The 21,271-nt window shown below is 64.7% G+C and carries 19 protein-coding genes and 1 pseudogene; 15 read left to right on the top strand and 5 right to left on the bottom strand.

Translation table 11 applies throughout. The annotated features are described in order from the left end of the window. Nucleotides 1-154: 154 nt before the first annotated feature. Complete coding sequence (locus tag AC56KW_RS08105) at nt 155-1,075, top strand: ABC transporter ATP-binding protein (RefSeq protein WP_497170215.1); 921 nt, start codon at nt 155-157, stop codon at nt 1,073-1,075. A gap of 10 nt (nt 1,076-1,085) precedes the next feature. Next, entirely contained in the window at nt 1,086-4,667 is a 3,582-nt protein-coding gene (locus tag AC56KW_RS08100; protein ID WP_497170214.1) for an ABC transporter permease/M1 family aminopeptidase, read from the top strand. 45 nt (nt 4,668-4,712) lie between these two features. On the opposite strand, the gene AC56KW_RS08095 is transcribed toward AC56KW_RS08100, so the two are convergent. Further along, nucleotides 4,713-5,276, bottom strand: a complete 564-nt coding sequence (locus tag AC56KW_RS08095) for a DUF1579 family protein (RefSeq protein WP_497170213.1) — start codon at nt 5,274-5,276, stop codon at nt 4,713-4,715. A gap of 184 nt (nt 5,277-5,460) precedes the next feature. Between AC56KW_RS08095 and AC56KW_RS08090 the strand changes: the two genes are divergently transcribed. The 3 genes from AC56KW_RS08090 (at nt 5,461) to AC56KW_RS08080 (ending at nt 7,333) form a co-directional block, all read left to right on the top strand. Beyond that, the gene (locus AC56KW_RS08090; protein WP_497170212.1) at nt 5,461-5,829 is read left to right on the top strand and encodes a YfeK family protein; all 369 of its coding nucleotides are present in this window, start codon (nt 5,461-5,463) and stop codon (nt 5,827-5,829) included. A gap of 191 nt (nt 5,830-6,020) precedes the next feature. After that, the gene (locus AC56KW_RS08085) at nt 6,021-7,019 is read left to right on the top strand and encodes a tetratricopeptide repeat protein (RefSeq protein ID WP_497170211.1); all 999 of its coding nucleotides are present in this window, start codon (nt 6,021-6,023) and stop codon (nt 7,017-7,019) included. Between the two features lie 182 nt (nt 7,020-7,201). After that, entirely contained in the window at nt 7,202-7,333 is a 132-nt protein-coding gene (locus AC56KW_RS08080) for a hypothetical protein (RefSeq protein WP_497170210.1), read from the top strand. 10 nt (nt 7,334-7,343) lie between these two features. Here AC56KW_RS08080 and AC56KW_RS08075 read toward each other — a convergent pair whose 3' ends face one another. The 3 genes and pseudogenes from AC56KW_RS08075 to AC56KW_RS08065 form a co-directional block, all read right to left on the bottom strand. Further along, nucleotides 7,344-7,724, bottom strand: coding sequence for a SirB2 family protein (locus AC56KW_RS08075; RefSeq protein ID WP_497170209.1), 381 nt, complete (start codon nt 7,722-7,724; stop codon nt 7,344-7,346). Nucleotides 7,725-7,798: 74 nt separating this feature from the next. After that, nucleotides 7,799-10,276: an adenosylcobalamin-dependent ribonucleoside-diphosphate reductase gene (locus AC56KW_RS08070; protein ID WP_497170208.1), complete on the bottom strand. Its 2,478-nt coding sequence runs from the start codon at nt 10,274-10,276 to the stop codon at nt 7,799-7,801. A 200-nt stretch (nt 10,277-10,476) separates the two neighbouring features. Next, nucleotides 10,477-10,704, bottom strand: a pseudogene (locus tag AC56KW_RS08065) (accessory factor UbiK family protein); the annotation flags it as partial. Nucleotides 10,705-10,962: 258 nt separating this feature from the next. On the opposite strand from AC56KW_RS08065, the gene AC56KW_RS08060 reads away from it, so the two are divergent. From AC56KW_RS08060 to gshA, 4 genes are all read left to right on the top strand, one after another. Then, entirely contained in the window at nt 10,963-11,697 is a 735-nt protein-coding gene (locus tag AC56KW_RS08060) for a TorF family putative porin (protein ID WP_497170207.1), read from the top strand. Between the two features lie 18 nt (nt 11,698-11,715). Continuing rightward, a complete protein-coding gene (gene glnK, locus AC56KW_RS08055; RefSeq protein ID WP_005667790.1) occupies nt 11,716-12,054 on the top strand; it encodes a P-II family nitrogen regulator in 339 nt (112 codons plus the stop codon). 14 nt (nt 12,055-12,068) lie between these two features. Beyond that, the gene (locus AC56KW_RS08050) at nt 12,069-13,469 is read left to right on the top strand and encodes an ammonium transporter (RefSeq protein ID WP_497170206.1); all 1,401 of its coding nucleotides are present in this window, start codon (nt 12,069-12,071) and stop codon (nt 13,467-13,469) included. Between the two features lie 141 nt (nt 13,470-13,610). Then, nucleotides 13,611-14,912, top strand: coding sequence for a glutamate--cysteine ligase (gene gshA, locus AC56KW_RS08045; protein WP_497170205.1), 1,302 nt, complete (start codon nt 13,611-13,613; stop codon nt 14,910-14,912). 19 nt (nt 14,913-14,931) lie between these two features. Here the strand turns inward: gshA and AC56KW_RS08040 are convergent, their stop codons facing one another. Then, on the bottom strand, nt 14,932-15,645 hold the full coding sequence (locus AC56KW_RS08040; protein ID WP_497170204.1) for a class I SAM-dependent methyltransferase: 714 nt from the start codon (nt 15,643-15,645) through the stop codon (nt 14,932-14,934). A gap of 169 nt (nt 15,646-15,814) precedes the next feature. On the opposite strand from AC56KW_RS08040, the gene gshB reads away from it, so the two are divergent. From gshB to metW, 6 genes are all read left to right on the top strand, one after another. Further along, nucleotides 15,815-16,759: a glutathione synthase gene (gshB, locus tag AC56KW_RS08035; RefSeq protein WP_497170203.1), complete on the top strand. Its 945-nt coding sequence runs from the start codon at nt 15,815-15,817 to the stop codon at nt 16,757-16,759. A 4-nt stretch (nt 16,760-16,763) separates the two neighbouring features. Next, the gene (locus tag AC56KW_RS08030) at nt 16,764-17,165 is read left to right on the top strand and encodes a PTS sugar transporter subunit IIA (protein WP_497170202.1); all 402 of its coding nucleotides are present in this window, start codon (nt 16,764-16,766) and stop codon (nt 17,163-17,165) included. A gap of 77 nt (nt 17,166-17,242) precedes the next feature. Then, nucleotides 17,243-17,512 (top strand): HPr family phosphocarrier protein, encoded by a 270-nt coding sequence (locus tag AC56KW_RS08025; protein WP_497170201.1) that lies wholly within the window; start codon nt 17,243-17,245, stop codon nt 17,510-17,512. Between the two features lie 38 nt (nt 17,513-17,550). Continuing rightward, nucleotides 17,551-19,320: a phosphoenolpyruvate--protein phosphotransferase gene (ptsP, locus tag AC56KW_RS08020; RefSeq protein ID WP_497170200.1), complete on the top strand. Its 1,770-nt coding sequence runs from the start codon at nt 17,551-17,553 to the stop codon at nt 19,318-19,320. 67 nt (nt 19,321-19,387) lie between these two features. Further along, nucleotides 19,388-20,524: a homoserine O-succinyltransferase MetX gene (metX, locus tag AC56KW_RS08015; RefSeq protein WP_497170199.1), complete on the top strand. Its 1,137-nt coding sequence runs from the start codon at nt 19,388-19,390 to the stop codon at nt 20,522-20,524. Next, nucleotides 20,521-21,138 (top strand): methionine biosynthesis protein MetW, encoded by a 618-nt coding sequence (gene metW, locus AC56KW_RS08010; RefSeq protein WP_497170198.1) that lies wholly within the window; start codon nt 20,521-20,523, stop codon nt 21,136-21,138. Before metX ends, metW begins: the two co-directional genes overlap by 4 nt. The last annotated feature ends 133 nt before the right edge of the window (nt 21,139-21,271 follow it).

The following is a 21,271-nucleotide window of genomic DNA, read 5'->3' as shown; positions in this document are numbered from 1 at the left end:
TGAGAGCGGACAGGCATGCGCATATGCCCCCGAATTCGTCGTCCATTCCGGCTTTTCCACCGCCTGTCACAAAATACTGACATTGCAAACTATTAACGCTACATTATCTGCAGGAAATACATATCACCATCAACCGCCTCAGGAGTGACCGCCGATGTTATCGATCAAGCAGCTCAGCAAGACCTACGCCAATGGCGTCAAGGCCATCAACGATGTCAGCCTCGAGATTCCGAACGGGATGTTCGGCCTTCTTGGGCCGAATGGCGCCGGCAAGTCCTCGCTGATGCGCACCATCGCCACCCTGCAGGACCCGGACAGCGGCAGCATCCACTTCCATGGCCTGGACGTCCTGGCGGACAAGGAAGGGCTACGCCGCCAGCTCGGCTACCTGCCGCAGGACTTCGGCGTCTACCCGAAGGTCAGCGCCGAAAAGCTGCTCAACCACTTCGCCGTGCTGAAGGGTTTAAGCGCGAAGGGCGAGCGCCGTGAGATCGTCGAAGCCCTGCTGCACCAGACCAATCTGTGGGAAGCGAGGAAGCGCGGCCTGGGCACCTATTCGGGCGGCATGCGCCAGCGTTTCGGCATCGCCCAGGCGCTGCTGGGCGCGCCGCGCCTGGTGATCGTCGATGAGCCGACCGCCGGCCTCGATCCCGATGAGCGCAACCGCTTCCTGAACCTGCTGGCCAAGATCGGCGAGCAGGTGGTGGTCATCCTGTCGACCCATATCGTGGAGGATGTGACCGACCTGTGCCCGCGCATGGCCATGATCGCCAAGGGCACCGTGCTGCTGCAGGGCGAGCCGCAGGCCGCGATCGATACCTTGAAAAAACGCGTATGGCGCCGCACCGTCAGCCAGGAAGCACTGCCCGAATACCAGCAACGCTTCAATGTGCTGTCCACCCGCCTGGTGGCGGGCCGCCCGCAGATCAATGTGTACGCCGAGTCGCAGCCGGACGATGGCTTCACCAGCGTCGAGCCGGACCTGGAAGACGTCTACTTCCTGCAGATCCGCAACGCCAGCCGCGCCGCGGGCCAGGCAGGCACGCCGGCGCAGGCAGCGCCGGTGATGGCGTGAGGAGCGCGGCATGCTGAGAGAATTCTTCAAGTTCGAGCTGGACTTCCAGCTGCGCCAGCCCTTGCTGTGGGTCTGCGCGCTGATCTTCGGCGCGCTGGCCTTCGGCGCCACTACCAGCGACGCGATCCAGGTCGGCGGCAGCATCGGCAACGTCAACCGCAACGCGCCGGTAGTGGTCGCGCAGCTGCTCGGCGTCTTCAGTCTGATGTCGATGTTTGTCGTTACCATCTTCATCGCCGGCAGCGTGCTGCGTGATGGGGAGATCGGCATTTCCGACATGCTGTTCGCCACACCGATGAAGAAGCACGACTACCTGATCGGCCGCTTCGCCGCCGGCCTGGTGGCCTGCCTGTTCATCTTCGCCCTGATCGTGCTGGGCATGGTGCTCGGGCCGCTGATGCCCTGGATCGACGTCCAGCGCGTCGGTCCTTTCCCCGGCGCGGCCTACCTGTGGGCGCTGGGCGTGCTGGTCGTGCCCAACCTGTTCTTCATCGGCGCGCTGCTGATGCTGCTGGCGGCCACCACGCGCTCGATCATGATGGTGTACGTCGGCGTGATGGGTTTCTTCGTGCTGTGGATCGTCGCCGGCAGCTTCACCTCGAACATCGACAACGAGTGGATCGCGGTGCTGGCCGATCCCTTCGGCATCCGTGCGCTGGGGCGCGCCACACGCTACTTCTCGACCGCCGAGTCGAATGCCGGCCTGCCCGACATCCAGGGCTATATGCTGGCCAACCGCCTGCTGTGGAGCGCGGTGGCGGTGGTGCTGGTCGGCCTGACGCTGGCCCTGTTCAAGCCGCAGCGCGCCGGCACCGGCAAACGCCTGTTCGGCAAGGCCAGGGCGCAGGCCACGCCGGCCTTCGTGCCGGTGCAGGTCGCGCTGCCGCGCGTTGCGCCGCGCTTGACCGGCGCTATGCGCTGGATCCAGTGCTGGCACATCTTTGCCTTCGATGCCGTCGCAGTATTCAAGAGCGTGCCGTTCCTGGTCATGCTGCTGTTCGGGGTGCTCAATATGGTGGGCAGTTCGAGCCAGATGGACCAGATGTTCGGCACCGACGTCTATCCGCGCACCCATCTGATGATCGAGCTGCTGAAAGGGTCGTTCAACTTTCTCCTGATTATCATCGTCACCTTCTATGCGGGCGAGTTGATCTTCAAGGAGCGGCAGGCCCGGATCGCCGATGTGATCGACGCCATGCCGATGCCGAACTGGGCGCCGCTGGTGGCGAAAAGCCTGGCGCTGGTGGGCGTGGTGCTGGCCTTCCTGTTTGCCGGCATCCTGACCGCGATCGCCATCCAGCTGGTCAAGGGCGGCTCGCCGGTCGAATTCGGCGTGTACGTCAAAGGAATGTTCATGGCCGGCCTGCCATTCGTGCTGATGGCGCTGGTCGCGATCGTGTTGCAGGTCATGACCAACAACAAGTTCATCGGCTACCTGCTGGTGATCGTGCTGATGATTTCGCAGATCGTGCTGTCCGTGATGCACTTCGATCACAACCTGTACAACATCGCGCTGCTGCCCGAGACGCCCTATTCGGACATGAACGGCTTCGGTCACTTCGTTACCGGCTGGTCCTGGTTCGCTCTCTACTGGACCCTGTTCTGCCTGGCAGCGCTGGTCGTGGCCCAGGCCTTCTGGGTGCGTGGCCTGTCGGTCGAGTGGCGCGCCCGCGTGCGCGAAGCGGGGCGCCGTCTAAAGGGGAGCGCGGGTGTGACGCTGGCGCTGTGCACGGTCGCTTTCGCCCTGGTGGGCGGCTGGATTTTCCATAACACCGTGACCCTGGGCCGCTACGAAGCCACGAATATCAGCATGGACAAGCAGGCGCGGTACGAGAAGAACTACCGCCAGTACAAGGACTTGCCGCATGCGAAGGTCATCGACGTGCGCGCCGCGGTCGACATCTATCCGGAACAGCGCCGCGTGATGGTCAAGGGGAGCTACGTCCTCGAGAACAAGACCGGCGAGCCGCTCGATACCCTGCGCCTGCAGCTCAACCCGGATGTCGTGACCACCCTGGGCAAGCTGCCAAACCACCAGGTGGTGCTGGATGACAGGGAGTCGGGCTTCATGATCCTGAAGCTGAGCCAGGCGCTGGCGCCCGGCGCGCATCTGCCGCTCGACTTCACGGTCGACGCGCGCCGCCCGGGCTTCTCGAACTCGGGCAAGGCCGATACCTTCAACCTGAACGGCACCTTCTTCAACAACGCCGAGTTCTTCCCGCGGATCGGCTACCAGAGCGACTTCGAACTGACCGACCGCAACGAACGCCGCAAGCGCGGGCTGGGCGAGCCGGAGCGCATGGCCAAGCTCGAGAACGAAGCGGCGCGCGCCGATTCGATGTTCGGCGGAGGCGCCGACTGGATCGACTTCGAGACCACGGTGTCGACCAGCGGCGACCAGATCGCGCTGGCGCCGGGCTACCTGCAAAAGTCGTGGCAGGAAAACGGCCGCAACTACTATCACTACAAGATGGACCGCAAGATGATGCCGTTCTTTGCCTACCTGTCGGCCAGCTGGCAGGTGAAGAAAGGCGATTGGAACGGGATCCCGATCGAGATCTACCACGATGCCAAGCATGGCTACAACGTGGACCGGATGATCGAGGCAACGCGCAAGTCGCTGGACTACTTCACGACCGAGTTCACGCCTTACCAGCACAAGCAGGTGCGGATCCTGGAGTTCCCGAACTACCAGAGCTTCGCCCAGTCGTTCGCCAACACGATCCCGTTCTCGGAATCGATCGGCTTCATCGCCGACCTGCGCGACAAGGAAGACATCGACTACGTGTTCTACGTGACGGCCCACGAGATGGCGCACCAGTGGTGGGGCCACCAGGTCACGGCCGCCAATGTGCAGGGCGCGAGCATGCTGATCGAATCGCTGTCGCAGTACTCGGCGCTGATGGTGATGGAGAAGGAATACGGACGCCACCAGATGCGCCGTTTCCTGCGCTACGAGCTCGATCGCTACCTGCGCTCGCGCGGCGGCGAAGTGATCGAGGAACTGCCATTGATGCGCGTGGAGAACCAGGACTACATCCACTACCGCAAGGGCAGCCTGATCTTCTATCGCCTGCGCGACGAGATCGGCGAAGAAGCGCTGAATCGCGCGCTCAAGCGCTTCCTCGAGGACAAGGGCTACCAGGAGTCGCCGTTCACCACCTCGAAGGAACTGCTCGACTATATCCGCCTTGAAGCGCCAGCCGACAAGCACGCCCTGATCGCGGACATGTTCGAGAAAATCGTGTTCTACGATAACCGCGTGACCGAGGCATCGGCCAGGAAGCGCCCCGACGGCCAGTGGGATGTAACGCTGAAGCTGCATCTGGCCAAGGTGGAAGCCGACGGCAAGGGCAAGGAAACCCCGCGCGCCTACGACGAGCCGGTGGAGATCGGCGTATTCGCACGCGCCAAGGGGGCGAAGGAGTCCGACGAGAAGGTGCTGCTGCTCGAGAAGCGCGTGCTGTCCGGCGACAATCCAGGCATGACGGTCACGGTGAAGGAGCAGCCGTTCGAGGTGGGCGTCGACCCCTACAATAAGATGATCGACCGCGTCTCGCGCGACAACCGCAAGGAGGTCAGCGTCGATTGAGGCTGGGCGCCTGGAGCGCTGCGGCGCGAACCCGCCGTGGCGCTTTTAGTCGCGCCTGACCTCATAGCGTGCGAAATGCTTCCATGAGCCATCCGCTTGTCCCGACTCGAGCCAGAACTGCCAGGAGGCGGTTGCAGGATCGTAGCGCCAGGTGTTGCGAAACGGCCCGGTGGAGTAGGGGATGATGAACTGGATGGTGTTGCCGTCGATTTGCCCGGTCCCGTGCGGAATCGACGAGGTCGGCCCGAAGCTGTCCATCCAGTGCGCGATGACGGTTTCGCTGGCCTTGTCGTAGCCGACGTACACGGCTGCCTCGTACTGGGCCGGCACCTGTACGTCCTTCATCCGCAGCGCCGTGAACCTGCCTTGCAGGACGGGTTGGGCTACCATGTCGTAGGTCACCGGCTTGCCGCGCACGTCGCCCGACATGCGCCATTTGCCGTCGAGCCGGCGCAGAAGGCTGGAACCCGCATCGTGCGCTCCAGGTGCTTCGGATGCTTCTGGTGCGCCGGCGGCGGTCACGGGCGCCTGCGCCCAGGCGGCCGCGGGAACACCCAGCGCGACGCAGACGGCGGCGCGCGCGAACAAGGTCAGGGACGTTTTCATCATGTGCGCGGTAGGGATGACAGCCTGTCAGTATAAACGACAGGTCGGCGGCAGCGCCGCGTCAGGGCCGCAACATCGTTGGCCGGACCGCATTTCATCCAGCCTGCATGCGCGCTCTACTTCCCCGCGCAGCGCACGAATACGGATTACGCGGCATACTGGGGCGTCTCCACAGCTTCTGCCGACGATGAAACGGTTCACCGCAATCCTGCTGATCCTTTCGCCGCTGCTCGCCCATGCCGAACCGGCGCCGGCGGCGCGCCAGGAAATCGCTCATCTGATCAGCTACCTCACCGCATCCGGTTGCAGTTTCCAGCGCAACGGCAGCTGGCACGATGCGGCCCAGGCCGCCAAGCACCTGCAGCGCAAGTACGATTACCTGCAAAAGCGTGACCTGGTCGCGTCGAGCGAGGATTTCATCACGCGCGCCGCCAGCGAAAGCAGCCTCAGCGGTACGCCCTACCAGGTCCGCTGCGGCAGTGCTGCCCCGGTCGCAAGCGCTGCCTGGCTCAAGGCCGAGCTGGCGAAATATCGCGGTGAACGCCGACTGCGTTGATTCGGCTCAAGCAATCGATTTTTGTGTGAGTGCGCCATGGTTTGTAGGCAATAAGTATTCGGCCCGCATTGACGTGTAAATACATTCTGTGTGACGATTTGCTTTAAATCAAATAACAAACAATATAATCTGATCAAAAAAGCAAGACTGGCCGCTACGGAAAAGGCTGGGTCTTGTGGAGAGGTCATGCAATGCTGGTTAAGAGTTTGGCATGGTGGGTGCCGGTATTGCTGTTGGGCGTCGGGAGTGGGATTGCGCATGCTGCCCAGACCGACCCCATCGCACGTTTGGTAATTGAGAAGCGCTTCGGCGAAGCCAGTCGGGCGATCGGCGCCAGGCTGGCGCGCAATGCCGCCGATCCGGCAGCGCTGTCGGCCCTGGTGGATTTGCGCATTGCCCAGGGTGGCCCGGACAGCGTGCCGCAGGCACGCGCCGTGGCCGAGCGCTGCGTCGAGGTTCATCCGGACAGCAGTCCGTGCGCCGAGGCGCTGGGCAATGCCTTGATGGCGCAGTGGAATGCGAGCGGCGTGCTTGGTTTCCTGCGCAATGCGCGCGCCACCCGCGACACGCTCGAGCGCGCGCTACGCTTCGATCCGGTGAATTACCGCGCGCGCGTGAACCTGATGCGTTTCTATCTCGAGACGCCGTTCTTCCTGGGCGGCAGCGAATTGCGCGCGCGCGAACTGGCCACAGAGGCGCGGCGCACCGATCCCGACCTGACCCGCCTGATGCGCGCCATCTACGCTTTCGATGAAGGCAAGCTGGACGAGGCCGAAGAGCACATCCTGGCGGCCGACCTGGAAGAATATGTCCTGGTGCAGGGCAGCCAGCGCGAGCTGCTGCTGACCCTGGCCACTGCCCATCTCGACGCGCGCCGCTATGCGCAGAGCAGCCTGCTGTTCCAGGAGTTGAGCCGGCGCCTGCCATCCAGCGAGCATGGCCCCTATGGCCTGGCGCTGGTGGCGCGGGCCCAGGGGCGCCTGGCCGACGCCGTGGTCCAGCTGGAAAAGGCGGCCGCGATCGCACCCCGGCCCTATGTCTACAAGACACTGGGCGAAGTCCATGAAGCGCGGGGCGACCGGCGGCGCGCGATCGCGGCCTACCAGGCCGCGCTGGCGGGCGTGCCGCCGCTCGCGCGGCGCGAGCACGCGCAGGTGGCGGCGCACCTGACACAGCTGAAGCGGCGCTGACACGCATTGCCGCGACAGGCAACCACGCGACGGCGCCGCGCTACCTTCCTGCTCATGGTCCGATCCGGTCGTCTTGCCCATCTTCCCGGCCCCGATATGCTGCGCGCTGGCGATCGTCCGGGGCATGGCCTGCCACTTGATCAGCCACGGCCCGCGCGTGCCGGCTCGCCCTCCTTGGCTGGATGAGCGGCGACCGGTTCTTCGTGTTGAGCGGCTTCCTGATGGGAGGACAGGTATTCGCGGCGCGCGCCGGCGGGCAGGGTCCCGACTGGGGCGACCAGGCGGTGCGGCGCGCCGTGCGCTGCGCTGCCTGAGCGTCGCCGCTCAGGCAGCGATGAGCGGATTCTTGGTGACCGCCACCGCCAGGATGTAGCCGAAGCAGGCCAGCGCGCCGACGAAGGCCAGCGCGCGCACCTGGCGCGTACGACCGCGCTTGAGCGCCACCGTGCCCAGGCCGACATAGGCGACCAGCGCCACCAGCTTGGCCGTCAGCCACGGCGACTGGCCCGGATACTGGCTGCTCCATACCGCCAGGCCGACGGCGCTGGCCAGCAGCAGGGTGTCGATCACGTGCGGCGCGACCTTCACCCAGCGCCGCTGCAGGTAGTCCGACGCGGCCAGCATCCACAGGCCGCGCAGCAGGAACAGGGCGCCGCTCAGGACGGCGAAGGTCATGTGGATATGCTTGAGGGCGTAGTAGCTCATCGTTGGGGGGCAAGAATGGTTGCGATCCCCGGCAGTATGCCCGAGCGCGGCAGGCGGGCGCCACTTGTCGAAGGTCAGCCGCACTCGCCCAGGTAGTGGCAGGATGCGCAGCGCGAACAGCCATCGACCTTGCGCAGCGCCAGCGCGCCGCATTCCGGGCACTTGGCGCCGTTCATCACGGGCAGCGGTTCGGCCGGCGTCTCTGGCTGCGATTGCCGGTCGGGCGCGCCGTCGTGCGCGTGCCGTTCGAAGCGGCGCGCCAGCGCGCCGACCGGCGCCTGGTTGCCCTGTTCATCAAGGAAGCCGCGCCGGATCAGCATCCGCTGCAGCATGAAAGCGATCGCCGCGACTTCGGAGTCGTGGTAGACCGGCACCCGCACCCCGTCCTCGCGCGTGATGTGGCCGCAGCGTACCGGCCCTTTTTCCCACACCACCTCGCGCATATCGGCCAGGGCGCGCGCGATCGGGCCGCCGGCGCGCGCCACCATCGACAGCAGCCGCATCGAGGCCGTGATCCACTGGTGGCCTCCGGTGCGCTGGTTGGCCGGCATGAAGAATTCGAAGGGGCGCTCGATCGTCACGGGCCGGCCTTCCCACATGCCTTCGGCGCGCAGGAAGCTTACCGTCAGGTAGGCGGTCTTGCGGCCTTCCTGGGTCGAGTATTCGATCTTGGAGGTGACCGATTCGAGTTCGCCCAGCGGGCGGTGTTCGAAGCGCTTGCGCAGCGGATCGTCGTCCGGCGTCTGGTTGGCGGCCGGCGCGTGCGCGGGAACGGCGGGCGTGGCCGACAACACACTGCCCAGCACCGCGTTCGGGCGGTAGGTCGCCAGTCCTTTCAGCCCGGCGCGCCAGGCTTCCAGGTACAGGTCGCGAAAGTCCTCGTAGGGATAGTCCTCTGGCACGTTGACGGTCTTCGAGATCGCAGTGTCGATGAAGGGTTGGACCGCCTCCACCATGCGCAGGTGGTCGAGCGCGCGCAGCTCGAGGGCGGTAACGAAGGCTGGGGGCAGGGCGGCGTCGCCGTGCCGCTGGCGGTACAGGCGCCAGGCGTGGTCCGCCACCTCGTAGTTGCGCGTGCCGCCATCGGCGGTGCGTTTCTTGCGCTGGTAGGTCCAGGAATAGGGCGGCTCGATGCCGTTCGATGCGTTGTCGGCGAAGGCCAGCGAAATGGTGCCGGTGGGCGCGATCGACAGCAGGTGCGAGTTGCGGATGCCGTGCGCGCGGATGCCGTCGCGCAGCGCCTGCGGCAGGCGTTCGATGAATTGGCCGCGCAGGTATCGGTCGGCGTCGAACAGCGGAAAAGCGCCTTTGTCGCGCGCCAGTCCGATCGAGGCCGCATAGGCCGCATCGCGCAGCGCGCTCGCAATGCGCGCCGCCATGGCGCGGCCTTCGTCGCTGTCGTAGCGCAGCCCCAGCATCGCCAGCGCGCTGCCCAGGCCCAGGAAGCCCAGGCCGATGCGGCGCTTGGCGCGCGCCTCGGCCGCCTGCTGCTGCAGCGGCCACTGGGTGGCGTCCAGCACCAGGTCGAGCATGCGCACCGCGACCGTCGCCACCTCCCGCATGCGCTCGAAGTCGAGCCGGGCATCCGGTGAGAAGGCGTCGTGGACGAAGACGGTCAGGTTGAGCGAGCCGAGGTCGCAGCAGCCATATGGCGGCAGGGGCTGCTCACCGCAGGGGTTGGTGGCGCGCAGCTCCTCGGCATACCAGAGATTGTTCTCGGCATTCATGCGGTCGACGAACAGCACGCCCGGCTCGGCATGGTCATAGGTCGAGAACATGATGCGCTCCCACAGGTCGCGCGCGCGCACCTCGCGGTAGACCCACGGGCCGTCGTCGCGGCGGCGGCCGCCGGCGGCCAGGTCTTCATCGCCCGGCTCGGCCGCGTGCACCAGCGCGAACGCGTCATCCGCTTCGACGGCGCGCATGAAGGCATCCGTCACCCCGACCGATATATTGAAATTGGTGAGCCGGCCCGTGTCCTTGGCCGCGATGAAGCGCTCGATGTCGGGATGGTCGATGCGCAGCACGCCCATCTGGGCGCCGCGCCGGGCACCGGCCGATTCCACGGTGCGGCAGGAAGCGTCGAACACTTCCATGTACGACACCGGGCCGGAAGCGCGCGATGCGGTGCCGGCCACCTTGCTGCCAAAGGGGCGGATGGCTGAGAAATCGTAGCCGACCCCACCGCCGCGGCGCATGGTCTCGGCGGCTTCGCTGAGCGCGGTATAAATGCCGGGCAGGCCATCGCTAGCGCCCGTGATCGAATCGCCGACCGGCTGCACGAAACAGTTGATGAGGGTGGCGCGCAGGCCGAGGCCGGCGGCGGAGGCAATCCGGCCGGCGGGAATGAAGCCCTGTTGCTGGGCCCAAAGGAAGCGGCGTTCACAGTCGGCGCGCTGCGGCACGGGCTCGAGGGCGGCCAGCGCGCGCGCAATGCGCCGCCGCACGTCGTCGATCGTGCGCTCGTCGCCCCTGGCGTATTTCTCGAGCAGCACGTCCAGCGATACTGCTTGCGCGGGCAAGGTGCCGGACGGCTTGTCTGGTGCATTCATGCTGGTCGCCCTGTCCATGAATGCACGCGTGCTTATGGTTTGTCGATCGGCGTATCGCCCGATTTATCCAGGCTCGGCGGCAGCACGATGGTCGGATCCTCGGGCTGGTTCGGGAACGGCGCCGTGGCCGACGGCGCCGCCCCCGGTTGTGGGGTGGTCGCCGCCGTCGCGCTCGCCGGGGCGGACGCGCCACCGGCCAGGCGTGCTTCGAGTTCGATCACGCGCAGCTCCAGCGCTTCCAGCTTGGCGCGTGTCTTGGCCAGCACTTGGGCCTGGATATCGAATTCCTCACGCGTGACCAGGTCGAGCTTGGCGAAGCCCGAAGTCATCGCCGCCTTGACGTTGCGCTCGATGTCCTTGGCCGGTCCGCTTTCGAGCGCCTGATTGATCTTGCCCTGCAAATCGCTGAAGAAATTACTGTTGTTCATGTCCTGATCCCTTTTTGCCATTGGTGCACGCACCATTGCGGTGCAATACAGCCAGATTTGGTGCGCCGCCCGGCATGCAGCGCGCCGTTCGCGGTCGGTTGTAATGGAGCAAAACTGATGTGGGGCGTGTTTACCAAAAAAACAAGGCCATTTTCAGCCCTTTATGGGCTGGCACGCATCCTGCTAAATGAAGGGTAGAAAACGCAATAAAAAAGGGAATCCAAACGCAGTAATTGTTCATCATCAAGGGGGTTTGTCATGAAGTGCACTGCAAAAATCAACGCAATCAGCCTGGCGATTCTGGCTTTTACCAGCGCCCAGGCCATGGCACAGGAACAACCCGCCGAACACCAGGTGAGCTACAACGTGAGCCTCGCCAGCGAATACCGTTACCGCGGGCTCGCGCAAACCGATTTCGACCCCGCCCTGTCGGGCGGCGTCGACTACGTACACGCCCCATCCGGCTTTTACGTAGGCACCTGGCTGTCCACCATCAAGTGGACCAAGGATCTGGGTGGCGACGGCAATATCGAATGGGACTTGTATGCCGGCAAACGCGGCCAGCTGACCGAGACGGTCAGCTACGACGTTGGCGGCCTGTATTACTACTATCCGGACAATAGCCTTGATCCAAATGCGAATACTTTCGAGCTGTACGGCAAGCTCGGCTTCGGTCCGGCGTACATCAAGTATTCGCACTCGACGACCAATCTGTTCGGCACCGCCGACAGCAAGCAGAGCGGATACCTGGACGTGGGCGCCGACATCGACGTTGGCAATGGCTTCCTGCTCAACCTGCACGTCGGCCGCCAGCGCGTCAAGAACAACAGCCCGGTGTCGTACACCGACTACCGGGTCGGGGTGACGAAGGACTTCGGGGTCGCCACCGTGGCCCTGGCCTGGCACAAGGCGAATACCGACGCCTACCTGAGTCCTGAGGGCAAGAACCTGGGCAAATCGGCCGCCGTGCTGTCCGTGTCAAAAACTTTTTGATAGCAAAGAGGCAATACCATGAAAATGATTACCGCCATCATCAAGCCCTTCAAGCTCGACGAGGTGCGAGAAGCGCTGTCGGAAATCAACGTGCAAGGCATGACGGTGACTGAAGTGAAGGGTTTCGGTCGCCAGAAAGGCCACACCGAGCTGTACCGTGGCGCCGAGTACGTCGTCGATTTCCTGCCCAAGATCAAGATCGAAGCCGCCGTCGACGATGCCGTCGTCGACCAGGTAATCGATGCGATCCAGGGCGCCGCCCGCACCGGCAAGATCGGTGACGGCAAGATCTTCGTGGCCGACCTGAACCAGGTCATCCGTATCCGCACCGGCGAGACCGGCAACGACGCACTGTAAGAAGGAAAGTGTTCATGAAGCATATAACGACAAAAATCCTGTCCGCCATGCTGGGCCTGGGCCTGGCCCTCCCGGCCATGGCGGCGCCGTCCATCAACAAAGGGGATACCGCCTGGATGTTCGTCGCCACCCTGCTGGTCATCATGATGGTGATCCCGGGCCTGGCGCTGTTCTACGGCGGCATGGTGCGCGCCAAGAACATGCTGTCGGTCCTGATGCAGGTCATGATGGTGTTTTCGCTGATCATCGTGCTGTGGTGCCTGTACGGCTACTCGCTGGCCTTCACCGGCAACAATGCCTTCATCGGCGGCTTCGACCGCGCCTTCCTGCAGGGCATCTGGGACCCGGCCGCCGGCACCTTCGCAATGGCCGCGACCTTCACCAAAGAGGCGATGATTCCCGAGTTCATCTTCGTCGCCTTCCAGGGTACCTTCGCCGCCATCACCTGCGCGCTGATCGTCGGTTCCTTCGCCGAGCGCGCACGCTTCTCGGCGGTGCTGGCCTTCGTGGTGATCTGGTTCACCTTCGCCTACCTGCCGATGGCGCACATGGTCTGGTTCTGGGCCGGTCCTGACGCGATCAGCGACGCCGCCTCGCTGGCCACCGTGACCGCCGGCGCCGGCTACCTGTGGCAGCAAGGCGCGCTCGACTTCGCGGGCGGCACCGTGGTCCACATCAACTCGGCCGTGGCCGGCCTGGTGGGCGCCTACGTGATCGGCAAGCGCGTCGGCTACGGCAAGGAATCGATGGCCCCGCACTCGCTGCCGATGACCATGGTCGGCGCCTCGCTGCTGTGGGTCGGCTGGTTCGGCTTCAACGCCGGCTCGGCGCTCGAAGCGGGCGACATCGCGGCGCTGGCCTTCATCAACACCCTGCTGGCGACCGCCGCCGCTACCGTCTCGTGGGCGGCCGGCGAGTGGATGTTCAAGCGCAAGCCGTCGATGCTGGGCGCCGCTTCGGGCGCCATCTCGGGCCTGGTGGCGATCACCCCGGGCGCCGGTTTCGTCGGCCCGATGGGCGCCTTGGTCATGGGCCTGCTGGCTGGTATCATCTGCCTGTGGGGCGTGACCGGCCTGAAGCGCATGTTGCGCGCCGATGATTCGCTCGACGTGTTCGGCGTGCATGGCGTGGGCGGCATCCTGGGTGCGCTGCTGACCGGCGTGTTCGCGGCGCCGTCGCTGGGTGGCCAGGGCGTGTGGGACTACACCACCAACGCCATGAACACCAGCTACTCGATCGCCAGCCAGGTGCTGGTGCAGGCGCATGGCGTGGTCGTGACCGTCGTGTGGTCGGCGGTCGTCGCCTTCATCGCCTTCAAGCTGGTCGATATCGTGATCGGCCTGCGGGTGCCTGAAGACGAAGAGCGCGAAGGCCTGGACATTACCAGCCACGGAGAATCGGCGTACCGCTACTGACATCTTTTGACGTCGGTCAAAAGGCGCCTGCGGGCGCCTTTTTTGCATCTTTGGCAACGCCTCTTTAAAAAGGCCGGGTACACCCCATATGACTAACCCAACTAAGTAAACAACAAGAAGCGCATAACAAGGACGTCCTACATGGTTCCGCACCTCGCCACCGCCCAGACCGGTCCTTTGCTGGACCTGGAAAAGAAAATCCTCGAAGCCACCCCCGCCATCGAGCGCTGGTTCCGGCTCGAGTGGCAGGAGCATACGCCACCGTTCTATTGCTCGGTAGACTTGCGCAATGCGGGCTATAAGCTGGCGCCGGTCGATACCAACCTGTTCCCGGGCGGTTTCAACAACCTGCCGACCGAGATGCTGCCGCTGACGGTGCAGGCCGCCATGGCGGCGATCGATAAATACTGCCCGGATGCGCGCAACCTGCTGCTGGTTCCCGAGACGCATACGCGCAACCCGATGTACCTGCAGAACGTGGCGCGACTGATGCAGATCTTCCGCCAGACCGGCCTGCACGTGCGCCTGGGCTCGTTCTCGCCGGAAGTGACCGAACCGACGCCGCTGGCCCTGCCTGACGGCAATATGTTGGTGGTCGAGCCGCTGGTGCGCTCGCCCAACGGGCGCCGCGTCGGCCTGGCCGATTTCGACCCGTGCACCATCTTGCTCAACAATGACCTGTCGGCCGGCATTCCGTCCATCCTCGAGAACGTGCACGAGCAGTCGCTACTGCCGCCGCTGCATGCCGGCTGGGCGCTGCGCCGCAAGAGCAACCACCTGAAGGCGTTCGATGAAGTCGCCAAGAAGTTCGGCAAGCTGATCGATATCGACCCGTGGCTGGTCAATCCCCTGCACAGCAAGTGCGGCGAAGTCGACCTGCGCGAGAACGTCGGCACCGAGGAACTGGCCGACAATGTCTCGGCACTGTTCTCCAAGATCAAGAAGAAGTACAAGGAGTACGGCATGAAGGAGCGCAAGCCCTTCGTGATCCTGAAGCCCGACGCCGGCACCTACGGCATGGGCGTGATGACGATCAAGGACGCCAGCGAGGTGCGCGACCTGACCCCGGCCCAGCGTGCCCGCATGTCGGTGATCAAGGATGGTGTCGCGGTGACCGACCTGATCATCCAGGAAGGCGTGCCGACCTTCGAGTCGATCGACGACGCCGTGGCCGAGCCGGTGGTATACATGATCGACCGCTACGTCGTGGGCGGCTTCTACCGCGTGCATGCCGAACGCGGCATCGACCAGAACCTGAATTCGCCGGGCTCGCAATACGTGCCGCTGGCTTTTGCCCAGCAGCATGCGGTGCCCGACCTGAAGGCCAAGCCGGGCACGGCGGCGCCAAACCGTTTCTATGTGTATGGCGTGGTGGCGCGGCTGGGCATGCTGGCGGCGTCGCTCGAAATGGAACGCACCGACCCGAACCCGGAAGTGTATTGATCGGCCCCCGGGAGGGGTGCTACTCCTCCTTGCGCACCACATACATGAAGTGCGAGCGCAGCGCCGGCGCCAGCGCTGTCAGCAGTTCGGTCACCATATATGGCGCCGTGGCCAGCAGGCGGTGGATAGGCGGCGCCAGCACCAGGCTGCGGTAGCGCGGCTCGCTGCCCGGCCACCACGCCTGCAGCTCGGCGCGGGTGACCCGGCGCACATTGCGGTTGCGCGGGTTGTCGTAGCGAAAATCGAACACGAGACACCAGCCGCCCGGGCGCAGCGCGCGCCACATCTGCGCGGCCAGTTCGCGCCGCAGGGCCGGATCGAGCACCGAGGAAAACACCGTTTGCGCCGTGACCAGGTCATGGCCCGCGGGCGGCAGCGCATCGAGCGTACCCAGGTGCCAGCGCACGCCGTGCGCCGTACATCGGCGCGCATGGTCGAGCCGGTCTTTCTGGAGTTCGGTGCCGGTGAGATTGGCGGGGGAGGCGCCCCAGTCGATCATCTGGCGCAAGAAACCGCCGGTGCCGCAGCCGACATCGAGCACTTGCACGTCAGCCAGGTCGGCGCCGACCGTACAGGAGAGCAGGTCGGCGAAGCCACGTGAACGCGCCGCGACCTGCTGCAGGATCTCGGGCCGATGCCAGGCGTAGCGCGCCAGCGCGGCGCCGCCATGCCAGTTGCGGTAGACATCCTCGATGCGCTCCTGCTCCGCCTGCCGGCTCGGTTGGGTATCCATGCTTCATGGTCGCTCGTGATTGCCCCGCTACGATTGCGCTGTCTCAGTTGCATCGCCCGGCACCCAACAAATTGCCGCAGTGCACTTTGAGGTATGAATGGTCGATGGGCCGGTCCGCGAGTTTCTGCAATTCGGGCTAAAATCAGGCATTACCTCGAATGGAAGCCCCATGAAAATCGCCTTTCTCGCCGACCCTCTGTCCGGATTCAAGATCTACAAGGATTCGACCTTCGCCATGATGCGCGAGGCGGCGCGGCGCGGCCATGCCATCTATCACTTCGAACAGCGCGACATGGTGCTCGAAGAAGGCGTCGTCAGCGCGCGCGTGGCGCAGATCCACCTGACCGGCGACGCCGACGAATGGTACCGCGCCGATCCGGCGGTCGATGTGAACCTGGGTGAATTCGACGCCATCCTCGAGCGCAAGGATCCGCCGTTCGACATGGAATATGTCTACGGTACCTATCTGCTGGAACTGGCCGAGCGCCAGGGTGCGTGCGTGATCAACAGCCCGCGCGCGATCCGCGACCATAACGAGAAGATGGCGATCGGCCAATTCAGCGACTACACCTCGCCGACCCTGGTCACGTCCGATGCGGCGCGCCTGCGCGCCTTCCACGCCAGGCATGCCGACGTGATCTTCAAACCGTTGGACGGCATGGGCGGCGCCGGCATCTTCCGCGTGAAAAGCGACGGCCTGAACCTGGGCTCCATCATCGAGACCCTCACCGACAATGGCCGCAACACCATCATGGCCCAGAAATTCATCCCGGCCATCGACAAGGGCGACAAGCGCGTGCTGGTCATCGGCGGCAAGCCGGTGCCCTTCGTGCTGGCGCGCATCCCGCAGGGCGGCGAAGTGCGCGGCAACCTGGCCGCCGGCGGCCTGGGCGTGGCCCAGCCGATCAGCGCGCGCGAGCGCGAGATCGCCGAGGCCCTGGGCCCGGTGCTGGCCGAGCGTGGCCTGTTGCTGGTAGGATTGGACGTGATCGGCGACTTCTTAACCGAAGTCAACGTGACCAGCCCGACCTGTTTCCAAGAGATTCATGACCAGGCCGGATTCGACGTGGCCGCGATGTTCATCGATGCGGTCGAACAAAAGGTAAACAAATAACATCATGGTAGGCATCCTGCTCCTGACCCACGCGCCGCTGGGCCAGGCATTCATCGCGGCAGTGGCGCACGTGTTCCGCGGTCCGACCGAGCGCTTCGAGGCGATCGACGTGGCCGCCGACCAGGATATCGGCGAGGTCAATGGCCTCGCAAAACAGGCGATCGCGCGCCTCGACGAAGGCGACGGCGTCCTCGTGATCACCGACGTCAAGGGCGGCACGCCGTCCAATTGCTGCAACACGCTGGCCGACGCCGGCCACGTCGAAGTCATTGCCGGCATCAGCCTGCCGATGCTGCTGCGGGCGATCACGTACCGGCGCGACACGCTCGACGTGGTGGTCGAGATGGCGCTGGCGGGCGCCCAGAACGGCGCGGTACGGGTGGATAACCGGATCAGGGTGGGGTAGGGATTACCATGAGGCGATAGCCATAGCGGTGCGCGCGCCGAGGAGCGCGATTCGACAAGACCAACGATAAAGCGAATATGATTCAACAAGAACTCGAGATCATCAACAAGCTGGGCCTGCACGCCCGCGCATCCGCCAAATTCACGCAGCTGGCCGCAAAATTCCAGAGCGATGTCTGGCTCACCCGCAACGGACGCCGTATCAACGCCAAGTCGATCATGGGCGTCATGATGCTGGCCGCCGGCAAGGGCGCCAAGGTGACGCTGGAAGCCGACGGCAAGGACGAAGAGGCCGCGGTCGCCGCGCTGGCGGCCCTGGTCAACGACAAGTTCGGCGAAGGCGAGTAATGCCGCGTAACGCGGCATCTCGCTCAGGAGACGTCAGCATGGCCTCCTTCCTTCTCCATGGTATACCGGTCTCGCGCGGGATCGCGATCGGCCGCGCCCACCTGCTCACGCCGGCCGCCCTCGACGTCAAGCACTACCTGGTCGCCGACGACCAGGTGGAAAACGAAGTGCGGCGCCTGCAGGATGCGATCGCCGCCGTGCACCGCAACCTGCAAGAACTCTGGACCGACCTGCCCAAGGACGCCCCGACCGAGCTGGGCGCCTTCATCGACGTCCACGCCCTGATCCTGTCCGATCCGATGATTTCCGAGGCGCCGCTGGACATCATCCGCGCGCGCCACTACAACGCCGAGTGGGCGCTGGTGACACAGATCGACGAGCTGTCGGCGCAGTTCGACGAGATCGAGGACGAATACCTGCGTGAGCGCAAGTACGACATCCAGCAGGTGGCCGAGCGCGTGCTGAAGGTCCTGACCGGCACCGCGCTCAATGTGCCGCCGATCGTCGTCGACGACGACCAGCCGCTGCCGCAGATGATCGTGGTGGCCCACGACATCTCGCCGGCCGACATGCTGGCTTTCCGCGACCGCGACGGCGGCCCGCGCACCTTCATCGGCTTCGTGACCGATGTCGGCGGCCAGAACTCGCACACCGCAATCGTCGCGCGCAGCCTGGACATCCCGGCCGTGGTGGGCATGGACCAGGCATCGCGCCTGGTCGAGCAGGATGACTGGCTGATCATCGACGGCGACGCCGGCGTGGTGATCTGCAATCCGAGCCAGCTGGTGCTGGAGCAGTACCGCGAGCGCCAGGCGGCGCTGGCCAAGGCGCGCAAGCGCCTGCTCAAGCTCAAGAAGACCCCGGCCGTCACCCAGGACGGCACCCCCATCACGCTGCTGGCCAATATCGAGCTGCCCGACGACTGCCCGGCCGCGCTGGAGGCGGGCGCCAACGGCGTCGGCCTGTTCCGCTCCGAATTCCTGTTCATGGGCCGCGGGGCCCAGGCCCTCAGGATCCCGGACGAAGACGAGCAGTTCGAGCAGTACCGCAGGGCGGTGCTGGCGATGAAGGGCCGTCCGGTGACGATCCGCACGCTCGACGTCGGCGCCGACAAGCCCCTCGACCAGACCGACCAGACCGCGCTCAATCCGGCGCTGGGCCTGCGCGCGATCCGCTACTGCCTGGCCGAGCCGCAGATGTTCCTGGTTCAGCTGCGGGCGATCCTCAGGGCCTCGGCGTTCGGCAAGGTGAGGATCCTGATTCCGATGCTGGCGCACGCCTTTGAAATCGACCAGACGCTGAACATCATCGAGCAGGCCAAGGCCCAGTTGCGCGACGAGAAAATCAAGTACGACGAGGGGATCGAGGTCGGCGCCATGATCGAGATTCCGGCGGCGGCGCTGGCGCTGCCGCTGTTCGTGCGGCGCATGGATTTCCTGTCGATCGGCACCAACGACCTCATTCAATACTTGCTGGCGATCGACCGGGTCGATTACGAGGTGGCGCACCTGTATAATCCACTGCACCCGGCCGTATTGCAGCTGATCGCCTCGACCATCGCCACCGGCCACAAGGCTGGCCTGGACGTGGCGGTGTGCGGCGAGATGGCCGGCGACGTCAAGCTCACCCGCCTGTTGCTGGGCATGGGCTTGCGCGAATTCTCGATGCATCCGGCGCAGCTGCTGGCGGTGAAGCAAGAGATACTAAACACCGACCTCGGCGTGGTCACCACCCGTACCCGGCGCATCCTGCGCGCGATGGAGCCGGGCGAGATCGCCAGCGCCGTCGAGCAGTTGCAGACCCTCTGATATTTCGTGGCGGCCGCCGCGCCGACCGCCACAAGCACCGCACCACCCAACACTTTTGAAGCCCCCCATGGGATCTCTTGGAATAGTCACACCGCAGGCGATGCATTTCGCCGAACCCCTGCTGCTGCAAAGCGGCGCCCAGCTCGGCGATTACACGCTGATGTATGAAACCTATGGCGCGCTCAACGCCGACAGGTCGAACGCGGTGCTGATCTGCCACGCGCTCAACGCTTCGCACCACGTGGCTGGTCACTACGCCACGCCGAAGAGCGCGGGCTGGTGGGACAATATGGTTGGACCGGGCAAACCGGTCGATACCGACCGCTTCTTCGTCATCGGCATCAATAACCTTGGCTCGTGCTTCGGCTCGACCGGACCGATGCATGTGAACCCGGCCACCGACAAGCCATACGGCGCCGCCTTCCCGCTGGTGACGGTCGAGGACTGGGTCGCGGCCCAGGCGCGCCTGGCCGACCGTCTCGGCATCGAGCAGTTCGCGGCCGTGATGGGCGGCTCGCTCGGCGGCATGCAGGCCCTGTCGTGGAGCATCATGTTCCCCGAGCGCCTGCGCCACTGCATCGTGATCGCGTCCACCCCCAAGCTGTCGGCCCAGAACATCGCCTTCAACGACGTCGCGCGTCAGGCCATTTTGACTGACCCGGACTACCGCGGCGGCGACTTCTACGAGCACGGCGTGGTACCGAAGAACGGCCTCAAGGTCGCGCGCATGGTCGGCCACATCACCTACCTGTCCAACGACGACATGGCCGAGAAATTCGGCCGCAAGCTGCGCAACGCCGCGGAAACCAACGACTACAACTTCGACTTCGGCATCGACTTCGAGATCGAATCCTATCTGCGCTACCAGGGCGACAAGTTCTCGGAATACTTCGACGCCAACACGTATTTGTTGATCACCAAGGCGCTCGACTACTTCGACCCGGCGCGCGAGCATGGCGGCGACTTGACGAAAGCGCTGGCGGGAACCCGCGCTCAGTTTCTGGTCGCCTCGTTCACCACCGACTGGCGCTTCTCACCCGAGCGCAGCCGCGAGATCGTCGAAGCATTGATCAGCAACCGCCGGCGCGTGAGCTATGCCGAGATCGATGCGCCGCACGGCCACGACGCCTTCCTGCTCGAGGATGCGCGTTACATGAACGTGGTGCGCGCCTATTACAACCGCATCGCGCTGGAGGTCGCATGAATTTCGACGACCTGAATACCTTGCGGCCTGACCTGGCCTTCATCGCCCACTGGGTGGGCGAGGGCGCCCACGTGCTGGACGTCGGCTGCGGTGACGGCGCCATGCTGCGCTACCTGGAGTCGGGCAAGCGCTGCTCGGGCTACGGCATCGAGATCGCCGACGACAAGGTCCTGGAAAGCACCGCGCGCGGCATCAATGTGATCCAGCACGATATGGAGAAGGGATTGGGCCTGTTCGGCGACAACACCTTCGACACCGTGCTGTGCCTGAATTCGTTGCAGATGATGCAGCATGTCGAGGCGCTGCTGCGCGATATCGTGCGCGTGGGGAGCGAGGCGATCGTCTCGTTCCCGAATTTCGCGCACTGGCCGCACCGGCTGGCGCTGCTCAAAGGCCGTATGCCGATGTCGCGTTCGCTGCCTTATAAATGGTACGACACGCCGAACGTGCGCTATGCAACGATCTACGACTTCCAGGAACTGGCGGTGGCATGTGGCCTCGAGGTACTCGAATGCGTGGCGCTGGCCGATGGTGAAGTGATCAAGTTCCTGCCCAATCTGCGTGGTAGCCTGGCGGTGTTCCGCTTGCGCAAGAAGACGACGCCGGCAGTGTGATGCAATCCGCGGGCGCCTTATGTGCGTTGGCGGCTTGAGCAAACACGGCAAACACGCCATGATCCTCGGCAAACCGCGCGGGCGTGTTGCCCATTTTGAATAATTCCTGAGAGGATAGCGCTGCTAACAACAG

Source organism: Telluria sp. RT2P19 (assembly GCF_059685725.1).
The sequence above is the reverse complement of the archived record's forward strand: the minus strand, read 5'-3'. Positions and strand labels throughout refer to the sequence as shown.

Excerpts from the sequence above, each read along its gene's own strand:
- AC56KW_RS08105 (WP_497170215.1), top strand. The coding sequence starts at position 155 with ATGTTATCGATCAAGCAGCTCAGCAAGACCTACGCCAATGGCGTCAAG.
- AC56KW_RS08100 (WP_497170214.1), top strand. The coding sequence starts at position 1,086 with ATGCTGAGAGAATTCTTCAAGTTCGAGCTGGACTTCCAGCTGCGCCAG.
- AC56KW_RS08095 (WP_497170213.1), bottom strand. The coding sequence starts at position 5,276 with ATGATGAAAACGTCCCTGACCTTGTTCGCGCGCGCCGCCGTCTGCGTC.
- AC56KW_RS08090 (WP_497170212.1), top strand. The coding sequence starts at position 5,461 with ATGAAACGGTTCACCGCAATCCTGCTGATCCTTTCGCCGCTGCTCGCC.
- AC56KW_RS08085 (WP_497170211.1), top strand. The coding sequence starts at position 6,021 with ATGCTGGTTAAGAGTTTGGCATGGTGGGTGCCGGTATTGCTGTTGGGC.
- AC56KW_RS08080 (WP_497170210.1), top strand. The coding sequence starts at position 7,202 with ATGAGCGGCGACCGGTTCTTCGTGTTGAGCGGCTTCCTGATGGGAGGA.
- AC56KW_RS08075 (WP_497170209.1), bottom strand. The coding sequence starts at position 7,724 with ATGAGCTACTACGCCCTCAAGCATATCCACATGACCTTCGCCGTCCTG.
- AC56KW_RS08070 (WP_497170208.1), bottom strand. The coding sequence starts at position 10,276 with ATGAATGCACCAGACAAGCCGTCCGGCACCTTGCCCGCGCAAGCAGTA.
- AC56KW_RS08060 (WP_497170207.1), top strand. The coding sequence starts at position 10,963 with ATGAAGTGCACTGCAAAAATCAACGCAATCAGCCTGGCGATTCTGGCT.
- glnK (WP_005667790.1), top strand. The coding sequence starts at position 11,716 with ATGAAAATGATTACCGCCATCATCAAGCCCTTCAAGCTCGACGAGGTG.
- AC56KW_RS08050 (WP_497170206.1), top strand. The coding sequence starts at position 12,069 with ATGAAGCATATAACGACAAAAATCCTGTCCGCCATGCTGGGCCTGGGC.
- gshA (WP_497170205.1), top strand. The coding sequence starts at position 13,611 with ATGGTTCCGCACCTCGCCACCGCCCAGACCGGTCCTTTGCTGGACCTG.
- AC56KW_RS08040 (WP_497170204.1), bottom strand. The coding sequence starts at position 15,645 with ATGGATACCCAACCGAGCCGGCAGGCGGAGCAGGAGCGCATCGAGGAT.
- gshB (WP_497170203.1), top strand. The coding sequence starts at position 15,815 with ATGAAAATCGCCTTTCTCGCCGACCCTCTGTCCGGATTCAAGATCTAC.
- AC56KW_RS08030 (WP_497170202.1), top strand. The coding sequence starts at position 16,764 with ATGGTAGGCATCCTGCTCCTGACCCACGCGCCGCTGGGCCAGGCATTC.
- AC56KW_RS08025 (WP_497170201.1), top strand. The coding sequence starts at position 17,243 with ATGATTCAACAAGAACTCGAGATCATCAACAAGCTGGGCCTGCACGCC.
- ptsP (WP_497170200.1), top strand. The coding sequence starts at position 17,551 with ATGGCCTCCTTCCTTCTCCATGGTATACCGGTCTCGCGCGGGATCGCG.
- metX (WP_497170199.1), top strand. The coding sequence starts at position 19,388 with ATGGGATCTCTTGGAATAGTCACACCGCAGGCGATGCATTTCGCCGAA.
- metW (WP_497170198.1), top strand. The coding sequence starts at position 20,521 with ATGAATTTCGACGACCTGAATACCTTGCGGCCTGACCTGGCCTTCATC.